Here is a 17,593-nt window from a genome sequence, read left to right on the forward strand (position 1 = left end):
ACGGAGGGCCTTCGATGGGGTTGTTCACCAAGCGCAAACGGCGGCCGAGTCGGCGGGCCGAAGCCAAGGCTCTCAAACACAAGGCCGCCATGGAGGCCAAGCTCGGCGCGAAGAACGATCGGAAACGGCAACGCGCGGAAGCCCGTTCGCAGCGCAAGGTCGCCGAGGCGCAGATCGCCGCCCTGCAGGCCGAGGAGAAGGCCGCCCTCAAAACGGCCGCGCGGGCCGAACGGGATCCGTTCAGCCCCGGCCAGATCAAGAAGTACCTCGGGGTGGCGCGGGTGCTGGTTCCGGTGCTCGCCCCGCTGGCCTACCGCGGCGCGACCTACGTGCGCGGGCAGCTCGATGCCCGGCGGGCCGCGCGGCTCGGTGTCGGAGTGGATCAGCTCGGCGACTACACCGGGCACGGTGGCCGGTTGCAGGCCCGTATCGGCAATACCGAGGCCGCCCTGAACAAGATCGCGGCCGGGAAGGCCGACAAGGACACCCAGCAGTTCGTCGCCGATTCCCGGAACCGGCTCGAGGCCCTCACCGCGGCCGTACGCACCGCCGACCAGATGCCCGCGGCCCGGCGGCGGTCGGTGTACACGTCCATCACCACGGAACTGTCCCGGATCGAAGCGGACGTACTCGCCCGCCTCGGCGTCGCCTGACCGCGACCCGGCACCGATCGGCCCCGCTGCCTCGCCGGATACCCGGCCCGAGTGCGCGGGCAACGGCCGGGTCGGCGACTATGGACACTGCCCTGCCCACTCCCCGACCAGCCGGGCCCGGTCAGGTCGGCGAATCCGAAAGCCCGCGATGCCCAGCACGTACCCGACTCCCGCACTGCTGCGGGGCTGCGTGGTGGGCGCGACGACCGGAGCGCTGGCCATCGCCGCGCACGGCGCGGCGGGTGGCGGCTACCCCACCTCCGCCGGAGCGGCGCTGCTGTTGCTCACGGCACTGCTGGCCGGGGCGGCTTCCGGATCGATCATCGGCGAAACCGGCCGGTGGGCGGCATCGGGCCGCGCCATCCTGGTCCCTCTCGCGGCCGGGCAGTTCGCCGGACACTGGGCGCTGACCGGGCTCACCGGTCATCACGACACCACCGGTGAACCGACCGCGGATGTGCTGTCCGCCGGGGCGATGACCACCGCCCATCTGGTCGCGCTCACGGTCTGTGCGCTGATGATCACCGCGGCCGAGCGGCTCTACCGGTCGGCGTCCTCGGTGGTGCGTACGTTGCTCGATCCACCACGCCCCGCCCCGGGTACGCCCCGGGTCCGTATCGCCGCGACCACCGCGGTCGCGGCGCATCGCTCTCCGAACGGAGCGTCGGGTCCACGCGCGCCACCTGCGCGCACCAGCCCCCGCACCCTTGTTTCCCTCGGAGAGAAAGCTTCCAACACATGTCCCACGGGATCTCCCCCGTCCTGCGCCAGGGTCTGACCGCGACCTTCGCCGCGGGTTTCGTACTCGCCGGAGCCGGTACCGCGGCCGCCCACGTAAGCGTTTCCGCACCGGACGCCGAACCCGGGCACGGCGCTGTAGCCACCTTCAGCGTGCCGACCGAATCGGATACCGCCGCCACCACCTCGGTACGGGTCACCGTGCCGGGATTCTCCACCGCCCGCACCGAGCCGGTCCCCGGCTGGACTGCGAAGATCGACCGCGACGACAAGGATCAGGTCACCGCTGTCACCTGGACCGCGAATCCGGGCAGCCCGGGTATCCGGCCGGGCGAGTTCCAGCGTTTCACGGTCTCGCTCGGGCCGTTCCCGGAATCCGATTCGGTCGCGTTCCCGGCCGAACAGACCTACAGCGACGGCACCGTCGTGCGCTGGAACGAGACCGGTGACCACGATTCGGTCGAACATCCCTCGCCGGTGGTCACGCTGGCCGGAGAGGAAGCCGGCCACGGAGATCATGCGGTCGCGGCGCCCGCCGAGGACAGCAGCGACACCACCGCCCGCTGGCTCGGTGGTCTCGGTCTGGCGCTCGGTGCACTGGCCTTGGGCGCGGGAGTCGGCGCCGTGGTCCGGAGCCGGCGATGACCGACCGGACGACCCGGTGGGGCCGACGCTTCGCACTGGTGGCCACCCTGATCATGGTTGCCCTCGGCGCTGCGACCGGACCGGCCACCGCCCACTCCGCGGTCGTGGGCAGCGAACCCGCCGACGGCGCGACCGTCGAGGTCGGTCCGCAGCGCGCCACCATCACCTTCAACGAACCCCTGCAACCGAACTTCCCGGCCATGACCGTGGTGGGGCCGGACGGGAACCTCTGGTCCAAGGGCGATCCGGTCGTCGACGGCCGCAACCTCGGTGTCGAGGTAGGTGAACTCGGCCCGGCCGGCGTTTACCGGATCGCCTACCGTGTGACCTCGGCCGACGGCCACGTCGTCAACGGTGAGCGCAGCTTCACGCTGAGCACGGCCGGTAACGGCACTCCGGGCCCGGCGGCGAACGCGCAGGGCGGGAACGGCGGATCAGGCGGCATTCCGGTGTGGGTGTACATCGTCGGGGCGATCGTGCTGTTCGGCGGCGGTCTCGCGTTCGCGCTGTTCGGATCGAGCCTGGGCAAGGGTGAGAAACAGCGGTGAGAAACGGCGTCCCGAGCGGGACCGACGAACGGATCGCGCTCGGACTCGTGATCCCGGCGGGCCTGCTCGGGGTACTGCTGGCCTGGGCGCTCGGCGGTGTCCCGGCGGCTTCGACTGTACGGTTCTGCGCCGATATCGCAGGCGCGGCCGTACTCGGCCTCACCCTCGCACCGCGGCTGGCCGACCGGATCGAGGTGCCCTGGCGGATGCTGGCAGGGCTGGCAGGGCTCTGGTGCTGCCTCGAATTCGCGACATCGATCTTCGCCGCGGGCGAGGTGGTCGGTTCGGGGGTGACGGCGCTGAGTCCGGCCGATTTCGGCACCTACCTGCTGCGGATCAGCGCCGGCCAGATCGGCCTGGTCATCTTGGCTGCCACTGCCGGGATCGCGCTGTACGCCGCCGTCGCGTTCCGGCGGCCCGGTCAGCGTTCGGCCGATCTGGTCCTCGTCTTCGCGGCGGTATGCGTGACCCTGCGCCCGATCACCGGCCATATGTCGCAGCAGCCGGCCGGTTCGGTGCTGGCCGCGGTGCATGCCCTGGCGGCGTCGACCTGGCTGGGCCTGCTGCTGGCGCTGGGCCTGGTGGTCCGCGGGCGTCGCGGCTGGGCCGAGGCGTTGCCCGGGTATTCGGCGGTGGCACTGCCGATGATCGCGGCGGTGGCGCTGACCGGGGTACTCAACGGCCTGGTGCGCCTGGGTGGGTTCGCGGCGTTCTTCACCACTGGTTATGGGCGGATCATGCTGGCCAAATCGATCCTGCTCGCGATACTGCTGGTGCTGGGCTGGTGGTGGCGCCGGAGCTGGGTGGCGGCGGCGGCCGCGCACCGGATCTCCGCGGCGGCGTCGCTGCGTCGCGCGGTGCTGGAGGTCGCGGTGATGGCGGTGGTGTTCGGGCTGGCGGCCTCGCTGGCCATCACCGGATAGGCTGGGTTCATGCCTGCCCGAACTCCGAGTCTCCTCCAGCGGATCGGGTACGTCTGTGGCCGGACGCTGCCCGCCGAGTACGCGGACTGGGTACTGAACGATCTGACGGGGCCGGGTGCGACCCGCCGCTATCTGGTCCGGATGCTGGTGCCGCTCGTCCTGGTACTGCTGCTGTTCCTGCTGGTACCGGGGCCGCTGTGGATCGGAGCATCGATGATGGCGCTGCTGCTGATCCCGCTGATCTTCTTCACCGTGGCGCTCACCTACGTCTTCCGACGCAATCGGCTGGTGAAGCACGGACTGGACCCGGAGCTGGCCGTCGCCGACGTCCGCCGCCGCGCGTCCGTCGAACGGGCCGCCTACGAGCGGCGGCACGGTCGCGCCTGAACCCGGGCCGGGAATTACCCCTGGTGAGCGATATCACACGGGCATAGCCTGGAGCTATGAACAAGCCGACTTTCAAGCAACGGATGATCTACGATCTGGGCTTCGAACTGCCCCCGGAGTTGCATGAGTGGGTAGTTCAGGACCTCATCGGCCGCGGGGCCATGAAGCGCTATATGATCCGCTTCCTCGTGCCGATCATCCCCTTCCTCGTGCTGATCCTGCTGTATCCGGGACCTATGACACTCAAGCTCGGGATTATCGTGATGATGATCGTGCCGCTGATCATCTTCGGGATCTCCCTGAGTTACGTGTGGCGCCGGTTCCGCTTCGTACAGCACGGACTGGATCCGAACCTGGTCGACGAACAGAAGTTCTCCCGACTCGATCGTGAGCTGTACAACCTTCGCTACCGCCATTAGTCGCCCGCGTCCGGTCTACGGAGTGTCCGGCGACGGGGGGTGATGCCCACTGCGGCGATCCACCCGGCACAATCGACAAACATGACCGAATCAGAGCAGCAGGTGGCCACCGCGGATCTCGCCGACGAGATCGGGCCCGATATCCGGAGTTGTGACACCCAGTTCATCCAGTTCGGCGGCCGCCAGGTGTTCGCCGGCCGGATCGTCACGATCCGCTGTTTCCAGGACAACCTGCTGGTCAAGCAGATGCTCGGCGAACCCGGTGCCGGTCGGGTACTGGTGGTCGACGGCGGGGCGAGTGTGCACACCGCCCTGGTGGGCGACATCATCGCCGGCCGCGGAGTCGACAACGGCTGGGCCGGGGTCGTGGTGAACGGCGCGGTGCGCGATTCGGCGATCCTGCGGACCCTCGAGATCGGTGTGAAGGCTCTGGGGACCAATCCCCGCAAGAGCACCCAGACCGGCAGTGGCGAGAAGAACGTACCGGTGGAGTTCGGCGGCGTGACCTTCAACCCGGGCGAGGTGCTCTACAGCGACCACGACGGCATCGTGGTGCGCGCCGAATCCTGACCCGCGACCGCCGCCCCGCTACCCGGCGGGCTCTGAGTTAACCGGTGCCCACCCTGGCGGTATGACCCGCGATGGCGACGACATCGCCGACCTGCAACTGCCGGCCGCGGCGCAATTCGACCTCGTCGTTCACGCGGACCAGCCCGGCGGCGATAACTGTCTTGGCCTCCGACCCGGATTCGATCAGATTGGCCAGTTTCAGGAACTGTCCGAGCCGTATGGCGTCGTCGTCGATCGGCACATCGATTGGATCCGACATAGGTTTATGCTTACTCCCCCGGTCACGGCGCATACCGACCGGCCCCGGCGATCCGATGACTCCGGTCGCGTAACAACAAGACTTTTCCGACATTTCGGGACAGGTTCGCGCGCCACGCCCGGGACCCGGCTTCCCATATCGGCCAACCGTGCCCGCGCACAGGGAAATACGTGCGTTTCCGGCCCGACATACCATTAACACGCTGGGCCACAGCCATGATTCGGTGATTCCTGGCGTCAGACTGGGACGGTGATACCCACGCAGGAACCGCGATACCTCGAACGACCCGGCCGATCCGGCAGGCCCGGGCGGTTCGCGACGATACCGCGTATCGCCGCGCTGGTATCGGGCATTGCCGCGGGCGCCTGCCTGCTCTGGAGTCTGTCGCCGACGCTGTCGGCGGTACTCGGCAGCGTCCGCCACTATCTGGACCGGTACTACCTGTACGCACCCGATACAAACCTGCTGTGGGCCGGTCTGATCGGCTGGCTGGCCATCGGGCTGGCGGGACGCAAGCGGGTTGCCTGGTGGGCGCTGAGTCTCTACGTGGCGAGCTGGATTCCGGTGAACCTGACCGATGTCGTGCGCGTACACGATCGGCACGCCGTGGTCGCCGCGCTGACGCATACGGCCGCGCTCGTCGTGCTGATCCTGAGCCGCTCGGAATTCGGCGCGCGGATCCGGCGCTGCGCACCCCGCCCCGCCGCCGTATCCCTGGCCGTGGGCCTGCTGCTCGCGGCTGTCGCCGGTTGGGGTGTGGTCCAAGTGTTTCCGGGATCGCTGCCTTCGGCAGCGCAACGCGCGCGATGGGTGATCGCCGAACTCACCGTGGATCTCGTGCCGGGCTCATCGGTGGCGATCGGAACACCACCATTTCCGGCCCAGTTCCTGGTCGGACTGTTCGGCGCGCTGGCGTTCACGGCGACAGCACTGGTCCTGAACGGCACCCGGCGCGCGGAGTACGCGCTCGCCGACGCCGACGAGTCGGCGTTACGCGATCTACTGGCGGATTCGGATACCGCCGGTTCGATCGACTATCTCGCGACCCGCCGCGACCGGGAACTGATCTTCACACCGAACGGCCAAGCCGCCATCGGCTATCGCGTGGAGTACGGGGTCTGTCTGGCTCTCGGCGATCCGCTCGGCGCGCACGACTCCTGGCCACAGGCGGTCGAGACCTGGCAACGCTACGCTCACGGTTTCGGCTGGCGGGTCGCGGTGATCGGGGCGAGCGACGCCGCCGTCCCCGTCTACCAGCGTGCCGGACTCACCGCGGTGACCGCCGGCGCGGAAGCCGTACTCGACACCCGGAGTTTCTCTCTCGCCGCACCGGAACTCGCACCGGTCCGGCAATCCGTCACCCGGCTCCGCAGACAGGGTGTGACGGTACGGATCCGCCGCCACCGCGATATCGGGACCACCGAGCTCGCGCGCCTCACGTTATGCGCCGAGGATTGGCGGCACAGCGAAACCGAACGCGGGTATCCGCTGCCCCTGGGCCGTCTCGGCGATCGCCGAGACGGCGACTGTCTGCTCGTCGAAGCAGTCGACAGCGGCGAGCGCGTACTCGGTTTGCTGTCGCTGGTGCCATGGGGCAAGGCCGGCGCGACCATGGAATTGCTCCGCCACGCCCCGGGCAGCCCCCCGGAGACCACGGACCTGCTGATCGCCGAATTCGCCCTGCGGGCCGAACAGCACGGCATCCACCAGGTATCGCTGAGTTTCACACTGTTCCGGTCGGTATTCGAAGCGACGGGCCGCACGGAGACGGTATCGCCCGCACCGCTGCGCAGGGCGGCCGGAATCGCACGTAGCGCGCGCACGCTGCCGCTGGCGTTCGCGCGCTGGTGGCAGCAGGACCGGCTGCACCGGGCGAGTATGCGGTATCAGCCGCGCTGGGTGCCCCGCTATGTGCTGTGCGATACCCCACGCGATCTCGCGCGCATCGCCATTGCCGCGGCGCGTGCCGAAGGACTGGCGCCCGGACCGGACCGGCGATCCACCGCGTTCACCCACACCGGCCGTCATCGCACCGCGCCGGAGCACCCGTCCCCCGTGCGCCCCGGCGCGAAGATCGCGATCGGAGAGTCCGAACCCGAGCACGCTCCCACATACCGCTCCGAACAGGTGCGAGTGCGGACCGGGAAACTGGACCGGCTCGCCGCCGCGCACATCGACCCCTACCCACTGCCATTTCCACCGACGCACACCGTGGCCGCGGCCAGGCGCACGCCGCGCGGGACCACCGTCCGGGTCTCCGGGCGGCTGTTGCGCCGTCGTGACTACGGTGGCGTGATCTTCGCGGCGGTCCGGGACTGGACCAGCGATATCCAGCTGCTACTCGACCGCGACCGGCTGGGCCGGCAACGCCTCGACGAATTCGGCGAACTCGTCGATCTGGGTGATCTGGTATCGGTCAGCGGCCAGCTGGGCTACAGCCGGCGCGGCGAACTGTCCCTGCTGGTGGCGGATTGGCGGATGCTCGGCAAATGTCTGCATCCGCTGCCCGACAAATGGCACGGCCTCACCGATCCGGAGGTCCGGATGCGACGCGGCTATCTGGACCTGATGATCGACCGGGACGCGCGTGAACTCCTGGCCCGGCGCAGCGCGGTACTGCGCGCCCTACGCGATACCCTGCACGATTACGGTTTCCTGGAGGTCACGACGCCGGTACTGCAGCACGGCCCCGGTGGCGCGGCCACTCGGAGCCTGCGCACCCATATCGATGCCGACAACACCGATCTACATCTGCGGGTCGCGCCAGAGCTGTCGCTGAAACGATTGTGTGTCGGCGGCGTCGAGAAACTGTTCGAGCTGGGCCCCGGTTTCCGCAACGCCCGCGCCGATACGCGTCACCTGCCCGAATTCACCCTGCTGGAGGCCTATGAAGCGCACAGCGACCATCGGCGCATGATGACCCTGTGCAGGCAACTGGTCCAGCAGGCCGCACTCGGCGCGAACGATTCGATGATCGCCATGCGCCCGACCGGGGACGGCTCGCTGGCGGCGATGGATATTTCCGGGGAATGGCGGGTGCGCTCGATGTATGGGGCGCTCTCGGAGGAGATCGGGTTGGAGATCACTCCGCAGACCCCGCTGCCGGACCTGCGGGAGCTGTGCGAGAAGGCCGATATCGTCCACCAGCCCGGCTGGGACGAGGGCCGGGCCGCGTACGCGCTCTATCAGCGACTGGTGGTCGAGACCACCCGGGAACCGACCTTCTACTCCGGCTTTCCGAGCTCGGTCTCGCCACTGGCCCGGCCCGACCGCCGGGACCCGGCGCTGGCCGAACGCTGGGATCTGGTGGCTTGGGGAATCGAACTGGCATCCGGGTCCAGCGAACTCACCGACCCGGTGGAGCAGCGGCGGCGCCTCGCGGCCCAATCCCGGATCGCGGCCGACGGCGGTCAGGTGGCGGTGGAATTCGACGAGGAGTTCCTGTGCGCGCTGGAACACGCGATGCCGCCGACGGGCGGGCTCGGTCTCGGTGTGGATCGGGTGATCATGTTGCTGACCGGACGCGCGCTGCGCGAGACTCAGCCGTTTCCGCTGATCAGGCCGCGATGATCGCCCAGAGCACAACCCGCACCGGCGATCCGGCCGAGGCATTGTGAAGGTTTCCCAGCCGCAGTTCGGGGAAGTACGGTGTAGTGACTTCGGTCCCGGGAGGAGGGGCCGACTCTCGGAACGGGGTTCGAAATTGAGTTACGTGGATCTGCTCACCCACGCCGGACAGGTGGACTATTCGGCCTGGGCGAATACCGATACGCTGGCGTCCGCCATCGATCTGACCGCCCGCAAGAAGAGCAAGGGCAAAGGCGGCGGCTTCGGCCTGTTCGGCATCATCTGCTGCGTGCTCGTGGTGGTCATCATCGTCACCGTCATCCTGCTCGCTCGCAAGAAGAAGAGCGACAACAACTCACAGGGCCAGTTCCCCCAGCCCGGCCAGCCACCGCAGGGCGGTTACCCCCCGCAGAGCGGCTACCCGCAGCAGGGCGGTTACCCGCAGCAGGGCGGTTACCCGCAGCAAGGTGGTTACCCCCAGCAAGGCGGTTATCCCCCGCAAGGTGGCTATCCCCAACAGGGTGGTGGTTACCCATCGGACCCGAATTACCCCAACCCTTCACAGGGCGGTCAGCCGCCGTACCCACCCTCCGGTCAGTAACCCCACCGGCTCAGAGGGCCCGGTTCGCCGATCGGCGAACCGGGCTTTTTGCTTTTCGACCGGACATCCGAGTCCGCTTCGGCACCATGACCTCGGCTGAAGATCCGCCGGGTCGATGCGGCAGAGTGGACCCGTGCAATTGATACTCGTTCGCCATGGCCAGCCGCTCCGGGTCGACAATGCCGAGCAGCCGGCCGACCCCGGGCTGGCACAGATCGGCGTGGAGCAGGCCGAACGGGTACCGGCCGCCCTGGAACCCCATCGCATCGTCCGGGTCATCAGCAGCCCGCAACGCCGGGCCCGGGAAACCGCTGCGCCGACTGCCGCGAAACTGGGGCTGGAGGTGGACATCATGGACGATCTGGCCGAATACGACCGGGAACTACCGTCGTATATCCCGATCGAGGACGCCAAGGTGGAATTCCGGGATGCCTACGACCGGATCAAGGCAGGCCATCTGCCGCTGCAGATCGATCCCGACGCCTTCCGGCATCGAGTTCTCGACGCGATCACCGAAATCGCCTCCACCACGCCCGCGGCCGATACCGTGGTGGTATTCGCGCACGGCGGCGTCATCAATGTCACCCTGCAGGACATCCTCGGCCTGACTCGGCCGCTGACCTTCCCGATCGATTACTGCTCGATCACCCGGGTCCTGTTCTCCCGTACCGGTCGCCGCACCGCGGCGACCGTGAACGAGAACGGCCACGTCTGGGAGTTGCTCCCGCGTAATATCTCCGGCTGATCAGGCCATTCCGGAGACCCAGTTGTGCATCCAGGACAACGCTGTCTGACCGCCACCGACTTTGTAGCTGCCGTAGGAGACATGCGACTCGGACCGGTAGAAGGTGTCGAGATCCTGGACCCGCTTCTCGTTCGCGCCCTCGGTCAGCTGAGCCTGCAGCGTCGGCAGCCCACCGTTGGCAATCAGATCGCTGACGATGGCACCGACTTCCATCTGGTAACGCCAGATGTTGGCGGGGTTGGCGTCGGAGCTCTGTGCGAGGAAACCAGCGAACCGGGTGATGAAATCGTTGGAAGCGGTGGCGCAGTAGAGATCATCGGGGATGCACACAGTGCGGGTGCGGTCGCTGATCCAGCCGAATCCGCCGACCCGGGGACCACCGGCGCCGGCACCCGGTGCGGGCGGGCCGACCTGGATATCGCCCGGGGCGCGGCGCGGATCGGAGATCAGGCCGACGCCCGCGATACGCTCCGGCCGGATCGGGCCCAGACCGGTGCCGATCTCGGCAGCGAGGTCACCGGCGGCGTCGGCGCCCTGGCTGTATCCCACGATCGCGACCTTGGTGGCGCCGCAGCGCTCGGCCATATTGGTGATCATGCCGCGGGCATTGGATACGGCCTCGTTCTTGGAGTCGGCGTAGACATCGCCTTCCCACGGGAATGCGGTGGCCGCATAGGTGACGTAGTCGACTTCGGCCGATGACGGTAGGCCGTTGGTCACCCTGGCGAGCATGCCCGGCGTGGGCCGCTTGTCGTGGCCGGTTTCCCAGGTCCCGGGAATCGCCACCACGTACAGACTCGGGCATCCCGGGTCGGCCGAGGCCGCCGGTGATCCTCCGAAGGCCGATCCCGACGCAACCACCGCACAGGCACCCAGCGCCGCGGCAACCCTTTTCAACTGCATTCTGCTCCAGTCAACCCTGGCCCCTGATCGGGACGCTCCCGTTTAAGTCATCGCCACGATGCTGAACCCGGTCGATGACACCGACGTGTGTAACAGGTGAACAACAACCACGCGTCACAATTACACGATCGGATCACGATCTCGTACCGGGACACACCGGAAATAACAATAGAGCGACGATCTTGGTATGGCCAGCCCAACCCCCCATTTCGACCTCCGCAGATATCAGGCGGAGGTAATGCGGCGGCGGACTCGACCGCCGATCCGTCCCGCACCCGCAGAAAACGGCGCGGTGTTCAGCGGAAATTTTCCGCCGAACACCGCGCCGCAACGTATTCGATTGTGCCGTAGCGATTGTGCCGTAGCCTTTCCGAATCAGCGGTTCATCACCGCCGACCCGAATTCAGCGCTGGGCTACAGCGGTCGGAGGGATCGGCGCGGGAAGCGCGGTCTCACCCTCCAGATACTTGTCCACCGCCGACGCGGCGGCCCGCCCTTCGGCGATGGCCCAGACGATGAGGGACTGACCGCGACCCATATCGCCGGCGACGAAGACACCGGGGATATTGGTTGCCCAGCTCTTGTCCCGCTGCACATTGCCGCGCTGGTCGTAGCCGACGCCGAGGTCGGTGAGCAGACCCGGCTTGTCCGGACCGACAAAGCCCATGGCGAGCAGCACCAGATCCGCCTCCAGGGTGAAATCGGTGCCCTCGACCTTCTCGAACCGGCCGCTGACCATCTTGACCTCGTGTGCGTCGAGGCCGGTGACCTTGCCGTCCGAACCGACGAAGCGTTCGGTGTTCACCGAGAACACCCGCTCGCCACCCTCTTCGTGTGCCGATGACACCCGGTACATCAGCGGATAGGTCGGCCACGGGGTCGATCCGGCGCGCTCTTCCGGCGGACGCGGCATGATCTCGAACTGGTGGACACTGGCCGCGCCCTGCCGGTGCGAAGTGCCCAGGCAGTCGGCGCCGGTGTCACCACCGCCGATGATGATGACCTTCTTGCCGTGCGCATGGATCGGCGGCAGACCGGTGTCGTCGGTTACCGGGTCACCTTGCTGCACCCGGTTCGCCCAGGGCAGGAACTCCATGGCCTGGTGGATCCCGTCGAGCTCGCGGCCCGGGATGGGCAGATCGCGGGCCTGAGTGGCACCACCGGCGAGGACCACCGCGTCGAACCGCTCGCGCAGCTCATCGGCGGTGATATCGACACCGACATTCACGCCGGCCTTGAAGATGGTGCCCTCGGCCTCCATCTGCGCCAACCGGCGATCGATGAAACGCTTCTCCATCTTGAATTCCGGGATCCCGTACCGCATCAGGCCGCCGATACGGTCGGCCCGCTCGAACACGGTGACGGTGTGACCGGCCCGGGTGAGCTGCTGCGCGGCAGCCAGTCCGGCGGGACCGGATCCGACGACCGCGACCCTCTTACCGGTGAGCCGGGTCGGATAGACCGGGGCGACCCAGCCTTCGTCGAAGGCGTTCTCGATGATCTCGACCTCGACCTGCTTGATGGTGACCGGATCCTGGTTGATCCCGAGCACGCAGGAGGCCTCGCACGGCGCCGGGCACAGCCGCCCGGTGAACTCCGGGAAGTTGTTGGTCGCGTGCAGACGGTCGATACCCTCGCGCCAGCGGTCCTGGTAGACCAGGTCGTTCCATTCGGGGATCAGGTTCCCCAGCGGGCAGCCGTTGTGGCAGAACGGAATACCGCAGTCCATACAGCGGCTGGCCTGCCGCTGCAGGGTCTGGTGCGGGAAACCCTCCTGGTAGACCTCTTTCCAGTCCATCAGCCGTAACGGCACCGGACGGCGTTCGGGTAGCTCCCGGGACGTGTGCTTCATAAATCCTTGGGTGTCACCCACGAGCGGCCTCCATAATTGCCTCGTCGACGTCTTTACCGCTCTTCTCGGCCTCGGAGATGGCGAGCAACACCTTCTTGTACTCGCGCGGCATGACCTTTACAAAATGGTTGACCTGCTGCGACCAGTCGCCCAGGATCCGTTCGGCCACGGCCGAGCCGGTCTGCTCGCGGTGCTGGCCGATGATGTCGCGCAGCCAGGTGAAATCGTCACCGGACAGCGCTTCGACGGCCTCGGCCTGTTCCGGGTTGACCCGACCGGAGAAGGTTGCGTCGGGGTCGTAGACGAACGCCAGACCACCGGACATACCGGCGCCGAAGTTGCGTCCGGTATCGCCCAGGATGACGACCCGCCCGCCCGTCATGTACTCACAGGCGTGGTCACCGACGCCCTCGACCACCGCGGTGGCACCGGAGTTGCGCACAGCGAACCGTTCGCCGACCACACCGCCGATGAACGCCTGGCCGCTGGTCGCGCCGAACAGGATGACGTTCCCGGCGATGATGTTCTCTTCGGCCCGGAAATCGGCCGGAGCGTTGGGCGCCGGGCGTACCACCAGGTGGCCACCCGAAAGACCCTTGCCGACATAGTCGTTCGCGTCGCCCTGCACCCGCAGGGTGATACCGGCCGGGACGAAGGCGCCGAAGCTGTTTCCGGCCGATCCGGTGAGGGTGATGTCGATCGTGTCGTCGGGCAGCCCCGCGCCACCGTAGAGCTTGGTCACCTCGTGGCCCAGCATGGTGCCGACCGTCCGGTTCACGTTCGTGATCTTGGTGTCGATCCGGACCGGTTTGCCGAATTCGAGCGCGTCGCGGCTCTGCGCGATCAGCTCGTTGTCCAGCGCCTTGTCCAGGCCGTGGTCCTGCTCCTTGGTCTGGCGGCGGTCCTGGAACATGAACGCCGTCTCGACATCGTCGAGGATGGGCGACAGATCCAGTTTGCTCGCCTTCCAGTGGCGCTTGGCCTTGCCGGTGTCGAGCAGATCGACCCGGCCGACAGCCTCGTCGAGCGTGCGGAAACCCAGTTCCGCCAGCAGTTCCCGGACTTCCTCGGCGATGTACATGAAGAAGTTCACGACGAACTCGGCCTTGCCGGTGAACCGTTCACGGAGCACCGGATTCTGGGTGGCTACACCGACCGGGCAGGTGTCGAGGTGGCAGACCCGCATCATGATGCAGCCCGAGACAACCAGCGGCGCTGTCGCGAAACCGTATTCCTCGGCGCCCAGCAGCGCCGCGATCATCACATCGCGGCCGGTCTTCATCTGACCGTCGACCTGCACCACGATCCGGTCGCGCAGACCGTTGAGCAGCAGGGTCTGCTGGGTTTCGGCCAGGCCGAGCTCCCAGGGGCCACCGGCGTGCTTGAGCGAGGTGAGCGGCGAGGCACCGGTACCGCCGTCGTGGCCGGAGATGAGCACCACATCGGCGTGCGCCTTGGACACACCTGCCGCGACCGTGCCGACACCGGGCTCGGCGACCAGCTTCACGTGGATCCGCGCCTGCGGATTCGCGTTCTTCAGGTCGTGGATGAGCTGCGCCAGATCCTCGATGGAGTAGATGTCGTGGTGCGGCGGCGGCGAGATCAGACCGACACCCGGCGTGGAGTGGCGGACCTCGGCGACCCACGGGTACACCTTGTGCGCGGGCAGCTGACCGCCCTCGCCGGGCTTGGCGCCCTGGGCCATCTTGATCTGGATATCGGTGCAGTTGGTCAGGTAGTGCGCGGTCACGCCGAAGCGCCCCGAGGCCACCTGTTTGATCGCGCTGCGCCGCCAGTCACCGTTTTCCTCCGGTTCGAACCGGGCCGGCGATTCGCCGCCCTCACCGGAGTTGGAACGCCCACCCAGCCGGTTCATCGCGATGGCCAGGGTTTCGTGTGCCTCGGCCGAGATGGAGCCGTAGCTCATGGCGCCGGTGGAGAAACGCTTCACGATCTCGCTGGCGGGCTCGACATCCTCGATCGGAATCGGTGAGCGCGCGCCCTTCTTGAACTTGAACAGACCGCGCAGCGAGGCCAGCCGCTCGGACTGGTCGTCGATCAGCTTGGTGTACTCCTTGAAGATCGAGTACTGCCCGCTGCGGGTGGCGTGCTGCAGTTTGAAGACGGTGTCCGGGTTGAACAGGTGGTATTCGCCCTCGCGGCGCCACTGGTACTCACCGCCCACCTCGAGCTCACGGTGCGCGCGCTCGTTGCGGTTCTCCAGGAACGCGACGGCGTGCCGGGTCGCCACATCGGCGGCGATCTCGTCGAGTCCGATGCCGTCCAGATGCGAGCGCAGGCCGGTGAAGTACTCGTCCACCAACTTCTGCGACAGGCCGATCACCTGGAACAGCTGCGCGCCGTTGTAGGAGGCGACGGTGGAGATGCCCATCTTGGACATCACCTTCAGCACGCCCTTGCTGGCGGCCTTGTTGTAGTTCGAAACAGCCTTGCGGTAGTCGGCGGCCGTATCGCCGGTGCTGCCGGGCACCTCCAGGGCACCCCGGTCGAGCATGTCCTCGATCGATTCGAAGGCCATGTACGGGTTGATGGCCGCGGCACCGAAACCGACCAGCGTGGCCATATGGTGCACCTCGCGGGCGTCACCGGCCTCGACCACCAGGCCGACCATGGTGCGGGTGCGTTCCCGGACCAGGTGGTGGTGCACCGATGCGGTGAGCAGCAGCGACGGGATCGGCGCGAGCTTCTCGTTGGATTCGCGATCGGACAGCACGATGATCCGGGCGCCACCGTCGATGGCCGCCGAGACCTGGGTGTTGATCGCGTTCAGGGCGCGGCGCAGGCCTTCGCCGCCGGCGGCGACCTCGTACAGGCCGCGCACGACCACCGAGCGCAGACCGGGCTGGCTGCCGTCGTCGTTGATATGGACCAGCTTCGCCAGCTCATCGTTGTCGATGATCGGCTGCTGGATCACGATCTGACGACAGGAGTCCGGGCTGGGGTGCATCAGATCGGATTCCGGGCCGATATGGCGACGCAGGCTGGTGACGACCTCTTCCCGGATGGCGTCCAGCGGCGGGTTGGTGACCTGCGCGAACTGCTGGGAGAAGTAGTCGAAGAGCAACCGCGGCCGCGATGACAGCACCGCGATCGGGGTATCGGTGCCCATCGAACCCAGCGCTTCCGCGCCGGTCTTGGCCATCGGCGAGATCAGCAGGTTCAGTTCCTCGAGGCTGTACCCGAAGATCTGCTGCCGGATGAGCACCCGGTCGTGCGACATATGGATATGCGGCCGGTCCGGAAGGTCGGAGAGGTGCTTGATGCCCTCGTCGAGCCATTCCCGGTAGGGATGCTCGGCGGCCAGCTGGGACTTGATCTCGTCGTCGCCGACGATCCGGCCCTGGGCAGTGTCCACCAGGAACATCCGGCCGGGCTGCAGGCGCACCTTGCGGACGACCTTGGACTGGTCGATATCGAGAACACCGACCTCGGAGGCCATGACCACCAGACCGTCGTCGGTGATCCAGATCCGGCTCGGGCGCAGACCGTTGCGGTCCAGCACGGCGCCGATGACGGTGCCGTCGGTGAAGCACACCGACGCGGGGCCGTCCCACGGCTCCATCAGCATCGAGTGGTATTCGTAGAACGCCCGACGTTCGGCGTCCATGTTCTCGTTGCGTTCCCAGGCTTCGGGGATCATCATCAGCACCGCGTGCGGCAGGGTGCGGCCGCCCAGATGCAGCAGTTCCAGGACCTCGTCGAAGCGAGCGGTATCGCTGGCCCCGGGGGTACAGACGGGGAAGATCTTCTCCAGCCGGTTCTTGCCGGCCGAATCCTTGCCGAAGATATCCGAACGCAGCAGCGCCTCACGCGCGCGCATCCAGTTCTCGTTACCGGCGACGGTGTTGATCTCACCGTTGTGCGCGACCCGGCGGAACGGGTGGGCCAGCGGCCAGGACGGGAAGGTGTTGGTGGAGAACCGGGAGTGCACGATACCCAGGGCGCTCTCCACCCGGTCGTCCTGCAGATCCAGGTAGAAGGCCCGCAGCTGCGGGGTGGTGAACATGCCCTTGTAGACGAAGGTCTGGCCGGACAGGCTCGGGAAATAGACCGACTCCCGGCCGACCGCCCCCTCGCCCGCACCCGCGCGGCCGAGTTCGTGCTCGACCCGTTTGCGGACGACATAGGCGCGCCGTTCGAGATCCATCCCGGAGAGCTGTTCGGCCGTATCGGCGGGAGAGGCGATGAACAGCTGCCGGAACAGTGGCATGGCATCGCGCGAGAGCGCGCCGAGCGACGATTCGTCGATCGGGACCTCACGCCAGCCCAGTACCGTCAGACCCTCTTCCTTGACGATCTTCTCGACGCCGTAGCAGGCGCGAGCGGCCTCGCGCCGGGCCTGGGGCAGGAAGGCGATACCGGTGGCGTAGGAGCCCTCCGCGGGCAGGTCGAAGTCGACGACTGCCCGGAAGAACCGGTCGGGTACCTGGATGAGGATGCCCGCGCCGTCGCCGGAATTCGGCTCGGCGCCCGCGGCACCGCGGTGCTCCAGATTCAACAGGGCCGTAATAGCCTTGTCGACGATGTCACGGCTGCGGCGACCGTGCATATCACCGACGAACGCGACACCGCAGGCGTCGTGTTCGTTCGCCGGGTCGTAGAGCCCGATGGGTCCGGGGGACCTGTGGCCAGGTAGTTGCGTCATGCCTCTGCCTTCGAAAAAGTCGACCTCGACGTGGTGCGGCCTGTGGTGAGTACGCCCTGTCGAACGCCGGTACTGTCGAACGCTCCCTGCTTGGACTGCGTTCGTACGGTGGCCGAC

The 17,593-nt window shown here is 67.4% G+C and carries 15 protein-coding genes; 11 read left to right on the plus strand and 4 right to left on the minus strand.

From position 1 onward, the window contains the following. The first annotated feature begins 14 nt into the window (after window positions 1-14). The 8 genes from OG405_RS25405 (at window position 15) to rraA (ending at window position 4,883) form a co-directional block, all read left to right on the plus strand. Window positions 15-653 carry a DUF6474 family protein gene (locus OG405_RS25405; RefSeq protein ID WP_327148930.1) on the plus strand — a complete coding sequence of 213 codons (639 nt, stop codon included), beginning with the start codon at window positions 15-17 and terminating at the stop codon, window positions 651-653. A gap of 148 nt (window positions 654-801) precedes the next feature. Continuing rightward, window positions 802-1,431 (plus strand): hypothetical protein, encoded by a 630-nt coding sequence (locus OG405_RS25410; protein WP_327148931.1) that lies wholly within the window; start codon window positions 802-804, stop codon window positions 1,429-1,431. Next, window positions 1,392-2,036: a YcnI family copper-binding membrane protein gene (locus OG405_RS25415; RefSeq protein ID WP_327148932.1), complete on the plus strand. Its 645-nt coding sequence runs from the start codon at window positions 1,392-1,394 to the stop codon at window positions 2,034-2,036. Before OG405_RS25410 ends, OG405_RS25415 begins: the two co-directional genes overlap by 40 nt. Continuing rightward, window positions 2,033-2,584, plus strand: coding sequence for a copper resistance CopC family protein (locus OG405_RS25420; protein WP_442790609.1), 552 nt, complete (start codon window positions 2,033-2,035; stop codon window positions 2,582-2,584). The genes OG405_RS25415 and OG405_RS25420 overlap by 4 nt, the downstream gene beginning before the upstream one ends. Beyond that, complete coding sequence (locus OG405_RS25425; protein WP_327148933.1) at window positions 2,581-3,507, plus strand: CopD family protein; 927 nt, start codon at window positions 2,581-2,583, stop codon at window positions 3,505-3,507. Before OG405_RS25420 ends, OG405_RS25425 begins: the two co-directional genes overlap by 4 nt. 9 nt (window positions 3,508-3,516) lie before the next feature. Further along, window positions 3,517-3,894, plus strand: a complete 378-nt coding sequence (locus OG405_RS25430; protein WP_327148934.1) for a DUF5313 family protein — start codon at window positions 3,517-3,519, stop codon at window positions 3,892-3,894. A gap of 56 nt (window positions 3,895-3,950) precedes the next feature. Continuing rightward, a complete protein-coding gene (locus OG405_RS25435) occupies window positions 3,951-4,313 on the plus strand; it encodes a DUF5313 family protein (RefSeq protein ID WP_327148935.1) in 363 nt (120 codons plus the stop codon). A gap of 81 nt (window positions 4,314-4,394) precedes the next feature. Then, the gene (gene rraA / locus OG405_RS25440; RefSeq protein ID WP_327148936.1) at window positions 4,395-4,883 is read left to right on the plus strand and encodes a ribonuclease E activity regulator RraA; all 489 of its coding nucleotides are present in this window, start codon (window positions 4,395-4,397) and stop codon (window positions 4,881-4,883) included. A gap of 37 nt (window positions 4,884-4,920) precedes the next feature. On the opposite strand, the gene OG405_RS25445 is transcribed toward rraA, so the two are convergent. After that, window positions 4,921-5,142 carry an RNA-binding S4 domain-containing protein gene (locus tag OG405_RS25445; RefSeq protein WP_327148937.1) on the minus strand — a complete coding sequence of 74 codons (222 nt, stop codon included), beginning with the start codon at window positions 5,140-5,142 and terminating at the stop codon, window positions 4,921-4,923. 249 nt (window positions 5,143-5,391) lie between these two features. Between OG405_RS25445 and lysX the strand changes: the two genes are divergently transcribed. The 3 genes from lysX to OG405_RS25460 all read left to right on the plus strand — a co-directional run bounded on the left by lysX (window position 5,392) and on the right by OG405_RS25460 (window position 10,055). Next, window positions 5,392-8,712 (plus strand): bifunctional lysylphosphatidylglycerol synthetase/lysine--tRNA ligase LysX, encoded by a 3,321-nt coding sequence (lysX, locus tag OG405_RS25450; RefSeq protein ID WP_327148938.1) that lies wholly within the window; start codon window positions 5,392-5,394, stop codon window positions 8,710-8,712. Window positions 8,713-8,845: 133 nt separating this feature from the next. Then, complete coding sequence (locus OG405_RS25455) at window positions 8,846-9,310, plus strand: hypothetical protein (RefSeq protein ID WP_327148939.1); 465 nt, start codon at window positions 8,846-8,848, stop codon at window positions 9,308-9,310. A gap of 133 nt (window positions 9,311-9,443) precedes the next feature. Next, window positions 9,444-10,055, plus strand: coding sequence for a histidine phosphatase family protein (locus OG405_RS25460; RefSeq protein ID WP_327148940.1), 612 nt, complete (start codon window positions 9,444-9,446; stop codon window positions 10,053-10,055). Here OG405_RS25460 and OG405_RS25465 read toward each other — a convergent pair whose 3' ends face one another. The 3 genes from OG405_RS25465 to gltB form a co-directional block, all read right to left on the minus strand. Next, window positions 10,056-10,958, minus strand: a complete 903-nt coding sequence (locus OG405_RS25465; RefSeq protein ID WP_327148941.1) for a cutinase family protein — start codon at window positions 10,956-10,958, stop codon at window positions 10,056-10,058. A 403-nt stretch (window positions 10,959-11,361) separates the two neighbouring features. Further along, window positions 11,362-12,831, minus strand: a complete 1,470-nt coding sequence (locus tag OG405_RS25470; RefSeq protein ID WP_327148942.1) for a glutamate synthase subunit beta — start codon at window positions 12,829-12,831, stop codon at window positions 11,362-11,364. After that, complete coding sequence (gene gltB / locus OG405_RS25475; protein WP_327148943.1) at window positions 12,824-17,476, minus strand: glutamate synthase large subunit; 4,653 nt, start codon at window positions 17,474-17,476, stop codon at window positions 12,824-12,826. The genes OG405_RS25470 and gltB overlap by 8 nt, the downstream gene beginning before the upstream one ends. Between the last annotated feature and the right edge of the window lie 117 nt (window positions 17,477-17,593).

The sequence above is a fragment of the Nocardia sp. NBC_01329 genome (assembly GCF_035956715.1).
Lineage (GTDB): Bacteria > Actinomycetota > Actinomycetes > Mycobacteriales > Mycobacteriaceae > Nocardia.